Below are 8,234 nucleotides of genomic sequence, written 5' to 3'. Positions count from 1 at the left end.
GCATTTGAGGGCAAAGCCGATGCCCTGCTCGGGCAGCGCACCGCAATAGATGCCGTCCGCGCCGAATTTGAGCATCAGGCGACCATCAAATACCGCCATGGCGTCGGTATCAAACGCGCCGGTGCCACCGATCAGAAAGGGATGAGAGGTGGCGGCGGCGAAAATCTGGTGCGCGGCGGCTGCGGTTTCGGCATTCAGCCCCTCGCCCGTGGCCATGCGGGCAAAGCCTCTGGCAAAGGCATGGATCGGCGCAGCCCAGGTGGGGATCGAGCACCCGTCGGTCCCGCATTTGCCCTCGGTGAGGGGATGATCGAGAACATCCTCGAGCGCCTGCCTGACACGCTGCTGGACCGGATGCTGGCGGGTGGAATAGCCCTTGGGGTCCTCACCCAGAGCGCGGGCCACGGCGAGCATGCCAGCATGTTTGCCCGAGCAGGCATTGTGCAGGGCGCCAGGCTTTCCCCCTTGCGCGAACAGGGCTTTGCGCGCTGCAGGGTCGATGGGCGGGTGGGCACCGCATTCGAGCGCCGTCTCGTCGAGATCGATGGCGGCAAGCATGGATGCGGCCAACTCGGTATGAGCCGGTTCGCCATTGTGCGAGGCGCAGGTCAGGGCAATGGCCGGGCCGGCCAGGCCATAGCGCGCGTTGGCACCGGTCGCGAAAATGGGGAGGGCCTGCATGGATTTGATGGCCGAACGGGGAAAGATTTCAGCCGTCACCTCGCCAATCGAGGCGAGAATGTTTCCCGCGGCATCGGACACGCAGATGGCGCCGCGATGGCGGTTTTCGATCCAGTTTCCACGCACCGAATGCGCCAGTACAGGATTGGCGGTCATAAGAAAAATCCCCACGAAATGCTGGTCTGGGTGGACCGCAGGCCGTGGGGAAAGTCAAGAGTGGAGGTCAGAGTCCGAGGGTGTCGAAATCAGATATCGGCGGGCGTCAGATATTTCGAATTGACCCAACCCTTTATGGTGTCACGCTCCACGAGACACCAGTCGGTGGAGCGTTCGACTTCGATGCAGCGTTCGACCCAGACATGGACGAGCGGGGCGAGGTGGCCGACCTTTCGTGAATAGGATGCGGGCCAGCGCCGGACATTGAGATGATCCCATGCGGCAACGCCGGTGACCTGCGCGAGCGTATCGACGGGATAACCACGGGCCTGGACCGGCGGCGCGAAAATGCCCGAAGCGAGAAGAAGAAAAACGCCCCCCGCGACAGCGGGCAGTGCCAGACGAGATGAAAGCGACATTTCAGGGTCCCCCAAAAGCGCGAGATGCGCGGTTCAATTTGTCTGTGGAGAATTACCCTGAACCTTTTGAACGCGTTCTGATTTGACTATTCAGCCACTGTTCAGCACCATGAACCCGTATTAACCCTTGTTAAGGGGGCGGGGGCGTCACAAGGGCTATGAGTGCCGAGGAGGGTCTTTGATGTCGGCCACACGATTGCTTGTTCTCGCTTTTGTCCGCGCGCACCAAAGCGCGCATGGCTACCTGATCGGGCAGGAACTGCTCGCCTGGAACGCCGATAAATGGGCCAATACCAAGACCGGCTCGATCTATCACGCGCTGCGGCAGCTGGCCAAAGAGGGATTTCTCGACGAGATCGACGTTCCATCTTCGGGCACGGCTCCGGCGCGCACGGAGTATTCGATCACCGAAGCGGGGGATGCCGAGTTCCATCAGCTGATGGAAAAGGCGCTCACATTGCCACAGCCGCGATCGGACATGTTGTGCGCGGGGCTGGTGCTGATGTCGGCCCTGCCGCGACCGACCGTTCTCGCGCTGCTCGGCAAGCGGCTGACAACACTGGCAAAGCAGCGAAGCGAGGTCAGCAGGGCGAACAGCACGGTGTCGTTCAGCGGGGCAAACGCCCTGCCCCCGCATGTGGAAGCGCTTTTAAGCTTCTGGACGCACAATACGGACTGCAACCACGACTGGCTCACCGGGCTGATCGCAAAGATCGAAGCGGGCGCCTATGTTTTTGCCGACGAGGATCCCATGGCATTCGGCGTGCCGGGGGGATCGTTCGTCATTCCGTAAGCGGGTCGGAACGGGTTCGACCGGGGGGCGATCTATCCATGAAGGCATCGATGGCACGGGTGGCGCGATGGCGGCAGGCGTCTTCGCCCTCGGCCCTGCTGGCGCGGATCGTCTCCATGGCCTGAGCAGGCCGAAGCGGCGGCCACATCCTGATTTTCCAGTCTTTTTCGAAAACCGTTCTGACACGAAATCCGCGATATTCGAACTCGGCCATACCCATCCTCCGCTCTGGGTTTCGACGATCACACGCCAACAGATCGACATGGCGCCAATATGACATTTGCGGGCATTTTCCGCCCGTCTGCTGCCGTCCATCGAAATTGAAAAGCCGCCTGCCCCAAAATGGTTGCGAGAGGTTCGGGGCATTGATCGGAAGCAATCAGGGGCGGCGCGTGATCGGGCGGAACCGGCCCCTTGCTTGATATTTCAGCTCGCGCGGATCGATCAGTTCAGCGTGACCCGATTTTCGAGGCCACCGATGAAGACCAGGATGATATCGGCCAGCCGTTCGGGCGTTTCAACGCAAGGGAGGTGAGCGGCGCCCTTGATGATTTCAAACCGCGAACCGGGGATCGACTTTGCGAGGTCGGCAACGGTCTCGACCGGGGTCGAGCCATCCTCGTCACCCACGATACATATGGCAGGCACCCCGATCTGGCGGGCTTTTTCGCGCAGATCGGCATCGCGGATGGCGGCGCAGGTCGCCATGTAGCCGGCCGGGGATTGCCGTTCGAGCATGGTGCGGTAGCCGGCCAGTTCCTCGGAGCGGTCGGCGCGGAATTGGCCAGTGAACCAGTTGGGCATGACACTGTCGCTCAACGCCGCAATGCCGTTAGCCTCGACCGTGGCGATGCGCTGGCTCCAGCTCTGTGCATCGCCCAGTTTGGCGGCGGTGTCGCACAGGATGAGGGCGGACACGAGGTCGCGGCGGTCGATATAGAGTTGCTGAGCGATCAGCCCGCCGACCGACAGGCCGCATATGACCGCCGATCCAAGTCCGGCATGATCCATGATCGCGGCGAGGTCCTCGGCGTGGCGCGCGATGGTGACGGCGCCCTCGCCTGTTTCGGACAGCCCGTGACCGCGCTTGTCATAGGTGAGGATGGTGAACTTGCCGACCAGGCGCACGATAACGTCACGCCAGATGCGGAAATCGGTGCCCAGCGCGTTGGCGAACACCAGCACCGGCCCATTTTCGGGACCGCCGATCACCTGATAATGGAGGACGGCATCATCGACCTTGAGAAACTGCACGGCGCGCTCCGTTTATTTTGCGCGATCCTAACCGGATTCGCGCGCCGGGGCGAAGGGCGGGGGCAATCATGGGCAAGTTAAGTCTGCGCATATGCCTTGCGGAAATACCGCCGAACGCCTTCTGGGGCCGGGATTGCTCACAAACGCCCTGCCGTCTTGGCATCAGGAATTGGCTTTGTGGTCCTCGTAGCGCTTTTTGGTTTCCGCGTTCATGGGATAAAGACCGGGGAGTGGGACGCCGCGATCGACTTCGGTCATGATCCAGGCTTCCATGGCTTCCTGTTCGGGCGCTTCGGCGAGGACGTCTTCGAGCAGCGCCTGGGGGATCACGACGGCGCCATCGTCGTCGACAACGACGGTATCGCCCGGGATCACTGCAACCCCGCCACAGCCGATGGTTTCCTGCCAGCCCACAAAGGTCAGACCGGCCACCGATGGCGGTGCTGAAATGCCGTTGCACCAGACTGGAAGATTGGTGGAATGAACACCGGCAGCGTCGCGCATCACTCCATCGGTGACCAGTGCGGCGACACCCTTTTTCGCCATGCGAAAGCACAGGATGTCACCGAAGATCCCGGCATCCGATACCCCCATGGCATCGGCGACGACGACGGCGCCTTCGGGCATGTCCTCGATGGCGGCGCGGGTGGAGATCGGCGACGCCCAGCTGGCCGGTGTCGCAAGGTCCTCACGCGCCGGGACAAAACGCAGGGTAAAGGCCGGGCCCACGATGCGCGGCAGACCCGAGCGGATCGGCCGTGCATTGCGGATCCACACATTGCGCAATCCCTTTTTGAGCAGGACCGTGGTGAGGGTCGCTGTCGAGACTTTTTCCAGCGTTGCGATGGCGTCCTTGGTCAATGTCATTGTGAATACCCCTAGATGCTGGCGATCAGCCCGCCATCCACGCGGATGACCGAGCCGGTGAGATAGGACGCCCTGGCGCTCGCCATGAACGCGACCATATCCCCATACTCGCCCGGATCGCCATAACGGCCAAGCGCAATGGACGCGGTGCTTTCGGCCGAGACATCTTCGACGCTGCGGCCCTCGCGCTTGGCCTTTTGTTCGTCGAGAAAGGTTATCCGCCCCGTGGCGATGCGGCCGGGCAGAACGATGTTGGCAGTGATGCCATCTTTGCCCACTTCGCGGGCCAGGGTTTTGGACCAGCCCACCAGCGAAAGGCGCAGGGCGTTGGACAGCCCGAGATTGGGAATGGGGGCAACAACGCCCGATGAGGTCGATGTGATGATCCGGCCCCATTTGCGTTCGCGCATACCGGGCAGCACCGCATCGGTGATGGCGATAACCGAAACGACCATCGAGCGGAAGAACTTCTCCCAATCCTCGGGCGCCTGTCCGGCAACCGGGGTGGGCGGAGGGCCGCCGGTGTTGTTGACGAGGATATCGATCGGTCCGAGATCGGCCTCGACCGATCCGATATGGGCCGGGATGGCCTCAAGATCGGCCAGATCCCAGACCAGCGCCTTTGCGACCCCGCCCTGACCGGTTATGGCATCGGCGGTTGCCTGCGCGGCCTGGGCATTGATATCGGCAACGGCGACTTTGGTGCCCTCGGCGGCCAGGGACCGGGCAATTGCACCACCGAGCCCACCACCGGCACCGAACACAAGTGCTGTCTTGTCAGAAATTCCCAAGTCCATTTCGTTCTCCGTTAAGGGATTGATTGGTGGAGGGCGCTGGCCAACCCTCCGGGGTCTGCAACCGGCCGAAACGACTAGCCACCGAGCCAGTAGGGAGCATCGAGCGAACGCGGAACAAGACCCGGCGGATAGGCGAGATACAAGAACTCAGAAAGCGCTCCCAATACCGCCAAAAGGCAAACGCCGGCCACGACCGACTTCCAGATCGGCACCCCGCCCACAAACCGCAGATAGGCGAACGTGAAGGCAAAGGCCGCGAGCGGAAACCCGATCACATAGCCCAGCACCGCGAAACCGACGAGCCAGGCCATCGGCCAGAGAAAGGAGTTGTCGGTCGGATTGGTGATCGCGGTATCGGCGAGTTCGGGAACCGACGGCTTTGACGAAAGCTGCTGGATTATGACAAGTCCGGTGAGGACGAGCCCGCCGATGGCGACGGAAGTCGGGAAGATGCGCGCCATAAAGCCGAAATGCATCGTCGAGACCAGCATCACGCCGCACGCCAAAAAGGCAAGGACCGAGACGGCGATCTGGGAGTTCCGGGTCCGCAACAGTTCGGGCGGATTGTCCTTTTTGGCCTCCTTGCGCCTCTGGATAAAGGTCACCACAATCACGCCGATCGAGAGCGCCATGAGCACCAGCGCAATGGGACGCTCGAAGATCGAAGCGCCATAGACCTGAACCGCCTGGTAGATCGAGGTTTCAAGCCTTGCCGACAGCACGAAGCCGATCAGCAGCGCAGCCCGCGACCAGCCATAGCGCAGCATCAGAACACCGAGAACGCCGAGCACGATGAGAACCACCACGTCCTCCCAGGCCCGTGTGGCCTGAAACGCGGCAAATACGACGACAACCAGCACGAATGGGCCGATAAAGGCGTATCTGATGGTCGAGAGCATGGCGACCGGACGCGTCAAGGCGATGCAGGCGAGCGTCACGAGAATGTTCCCGATAGCGAGGGACCATATGATCGTGAAGGTCAGGTCGAGATCGTCCCGGATCATGCCCACGCCCGGCTCGATGCCGATCAGAACGAACCCGCCCAGAAGCACCGCCATGGCGCCCGAGCCGGGAATGCCGAACAGCAGGGTCGGGATCAGCGCGCCGCCTTCCTTGGCGTTGTTGGCCGATTCAGGAGCAATGACCCCTCTGATATCGCCATTGCCGAATGAATCGCGGTCCTTCGATGTCTGGACCACATGTCCGTAGGCGATCCAGTCGACAACCGAGCCGCCAAGACCGGGCAGTGCACCGACCATGCTGCCGATTGCCGAGCACCGCAGGACGATCCACCAGTTCCTGATGGTGTCGCGCACGCCATCGAGCATGCCCGAGCCAAGCTGCTGTTTTTCCGAAATGGCCCGATCGCGCCGCAACAGGTCGAGCACTTCGGGGACCGCGAACATGGAAAGGCCGACAATGACCAGTGGAATGCCGGCGCTCAGATAGGTGGAGCCGAAAGTGGCCCGCAAGTCGCCGGTTGCCGGGGCCGCGCCGATCGAGCCCAGCAAAAGGCCGAGACAGCACGAGGCAAGCCCCTTGAAAACACTGCGTCCGGTCAGGATCCCGACCATCGAGATGCCGAACACGACGAGGAAAAGCTGTTCGGCAAAGCCGAATTGCAAGATGATCGGACGAATGCCGAAAATGGCGACCGAGAGGAGCGTCGCGCCGATCAGCCCGCCCATCATGGACGCGGCAAAGCCAGCGCCGAGCGCCCGCGCGCCTTCGCCTTTCTTGGCCAGCGGAAACCCGTCGACAACGGTGGCCTGAGAACCACTGGTGCCCGGTATGCCCATGAGAACGGCGGGGAAAGTATCGGAGGTGGCCGTGGCCGACAGCATGCCCACCATCATGGCAAGGGCAAGCGAGGGCTCCATGCCGAACACGTAGGGCAAAAGGATGGTCAGTCCGGCGATCCCGCCCAGTCCGGGCAGAATCCCGATCAAGAGCCCGAACAGAACCCCACCTGTCAGGTAGGCGAAATGCAGCGGGTCGAAGAGCTGAACGAGAGCCGAAATAACGACTGTATCGACGGATTCCATGGTATCGCTCCCTCACAATTCCGGACCGAAGCGGAACCGTGCGATGATCGAAAAATGACCGGCACCGATAGTGACGGTGCCGGTCTGTCTGGTCCTAGAGCGAGACGTCGTATGTCTCGACCAACCAGTTGCGCAGCCACTCCCGGGATTCGGAATCGAACTGCAGGCTCTGCTGCCAACGGTCCGCAGCTTCCTGACCATAAAGCGTCGGATAACCGCCCGTAAGCGACTCGATCGCTTCGATATAGGCCGGATCCTGGGTCATGGCCTCGGCGGCCTGCCGATAGGCTTCGACGATCTCGGGCGATGTGCCCTTGGGCAGCTGGACAGACTTGGACGCCATCACGCGGCTGAAGAACATGGTCTGCCAGGCGTCGTATGCCGGCCCGGACGGCGCTTCACCGGTCACCGTTTCAACGGTTTCGGGAAAGGTCGGCAGGTCCGGGAAAGCCGGATCGACCACATGGTCGCCCGATGCGTCCACATACCCCATCGTATAGATCGGCTTGGCAATGCCCGCTTCGACCATCGGCTCGACATAGGTGCTGTAAGCAAGCGGATTGTCGTAGCTGATCTGGATTTCACCGCGTTCAAATGCCTGCTTGGCATCGCCACGCTGCAGCCCGAACACCGGCTCGACATCAAGCCCGAGAATGTGAAACTCGATTAGCTGGACAAGATCGGCCGATGTCGGGGTGTGCGCCCCGCTGCGGATCGGGGTATCGAGAATCGAGGGCAGTTCCTCGGCAGACTCGATTCCAAGCTCCTCGCGCACATAGACCATCATGCCCAGGGGATTGACCACCACCGGCGTCATCTGGGTCAGATCATAGTTCACTCGCGAATCCTGGAGCAGATAGTTCATCTGCGTCGAGGTCGAGGTGACCAGAAGCATGGTGCCGTCCGCATCTGCGTTGGCATCGAAATTGTTGGTTCCGGCAATGGCGCCCGCACCCGGCTCGTTGCGCACGATTACCGTGGGGTTGCCCGGAAGATGGGGTTGAAGGTACTTGGCGATGAGCCGGCCATAAGCATCTGCCGAGCCACCGGGCGAATAGGGCAGAACCACTTCCACACGCTCACCGCGCAGCGTGAAGTCCTGTCCATAGGCGGCCGTGACGGCTGTCGCCGAAACCCCGCCTGAAACCATTGCCGCAATGGCAAGGCCGATCGTCTTGGATTTGGTCATCTTCTCTCCTCCATTTCATTCTCAATTTCGCCG

Annotated in this window: 9 protein-coding genes; 1 reads left to right on the top strand and 8 read right to left on the bottom strand. The window is 61.7% G+C overall.

Annotation, left to right across the window (positions count from 1 at the left end; genetic code table 11):
* Positions 1–837: asparaginase (locus AACZ55_RS14605; RefSeq protein ID WP_339647272.1), on the bottom strand; the 837-nt coding region annotated here is incomplete at its 3' end.
* Positions 838–926: 89 nt separating this feature from the next.
* A complete protein-coding gene (locus AACZ55_RS14600) occupies positions 927–1,256 on the bottom strand; it encodes a hypothetical protein (RefSeq protein ID WP_339647270.1) in 330 nt (109 codons plus the stop codon).
* A gap of 181 nt (positions 1,257–1,437) precedes the next feature.
* Here AACZ55_RS14600 and AACZ55_RS14595 point away from each other — a divergent pair, with 181 nt between their 5' ends.
* The gene (locus AACZ55_RS14595; RefSeq protein WP_338607474.1) at positions 1,438–2,049 is read left to right on the top strand and encodes a PadR family transcriptional regulator; all 612 of its coding nucleotides are present in this window, start codon (positions 1,438–1,440) and stop codon (positions 2,047–2,049) included.
* Here AACZ55_RS14595 and AACZ55_RS14590 read toward each other — a convergent pair.
* The 6 genes from AACZ55_RS14590 to AACZ55_RS14565 form a co-directional block, all read right to left on the bottom strand.
* Complete coding sequence (locus AACZ55_RS14590; RefSeq protein WP_339647268.1) at positions 2,039–2,263, bottom strand: hypothetical protein; 225 nt, start codon at positions 2,261–2,263, stop codon at positions 2,039–2,041. The genes AACZ55_RS14595 and AACZ55_RS14590 overlap by 11 nt on opposite strands.
* A gap of 230 nt (positions 2,264–2,493) precedes the next feature.
* Entirely contained in the window at positions 2,494–3,303 is an 810-nt protein-coding gene (gene pcaD / locus AACZ55_RS14585; RefSeq protein WP_338607476.1) for a 3-oxoadipate enol-lactonase, read from the bottom strand.
* Between the two features lie 162 nt (positions 3,304–3,465).
* Positions 3,466–4,170 carry a ribonuclease activity regulator RraA gene (locus AACZ55_RS14580; protein ID WP_338607477.1) on the bottom strand — a complete coding sequence of 235 codons (705 nt, stop codon included), beginning with the start codon at positions 4,168–4,170 and terminating at the stop codon, positions 3,466–3,468.
* A gap of 11 nt (positions 4,171–4,181) precedes the next feature.
* A complete protein-coding gene (locus AACZ55_RS14575) occupies positions 4,182–4,967 on the bottom strand; it encodes an SDR family oxidoreductase (RefSeq protein ID WP_339647265.1) in 786 nt (261 codons plus the stop codon).
* 74 nt (positions 4,968–5,041) lie between these two features.
* Positions 5,042–7,012: a tripartite tricarboxylate transporter permease gene (locus AACZ55_RS14570; protein ID WP_339647264.1), complete on the bottom strand. Its 1,971-nt coding sequence runs from the start codon at positions 7,010–7,012 to the stop codon at positions 5,042–5,044.
* A gap of 94 nt (positions 7,013–7,106) precedes the next feature.
* Positions 7,107–8,201 (bottom strand): tricarboxylate transporter, encoded by a 1,095-nt coding sequence (locus tag AACZ55_RS14565; protein WP_339647263.1) that lies wholly within the window; start codon positions 8,199–8,201, stop codon positions 7,107–7,109.
* Positions 8,202–8,234: the final 33 nt, after the last annotated feature.

The sequence above is a fragment of the uncultured Pelagibacterium sp. genome, assembly GCF_963972885.1.
GTDB classification, from domain to species: domain Bacteria; phylum Pseudomonadota; class Alphaproteobacteria; order Rhizobiales; family Devosiaceae; genus Pelagibacterium; species Pelagibacterium nitratireducens.
Note: the sequence above shows the minus strand (reverse complement) of the source record. Positions and strands in the feature narration are given on the sequence as shown.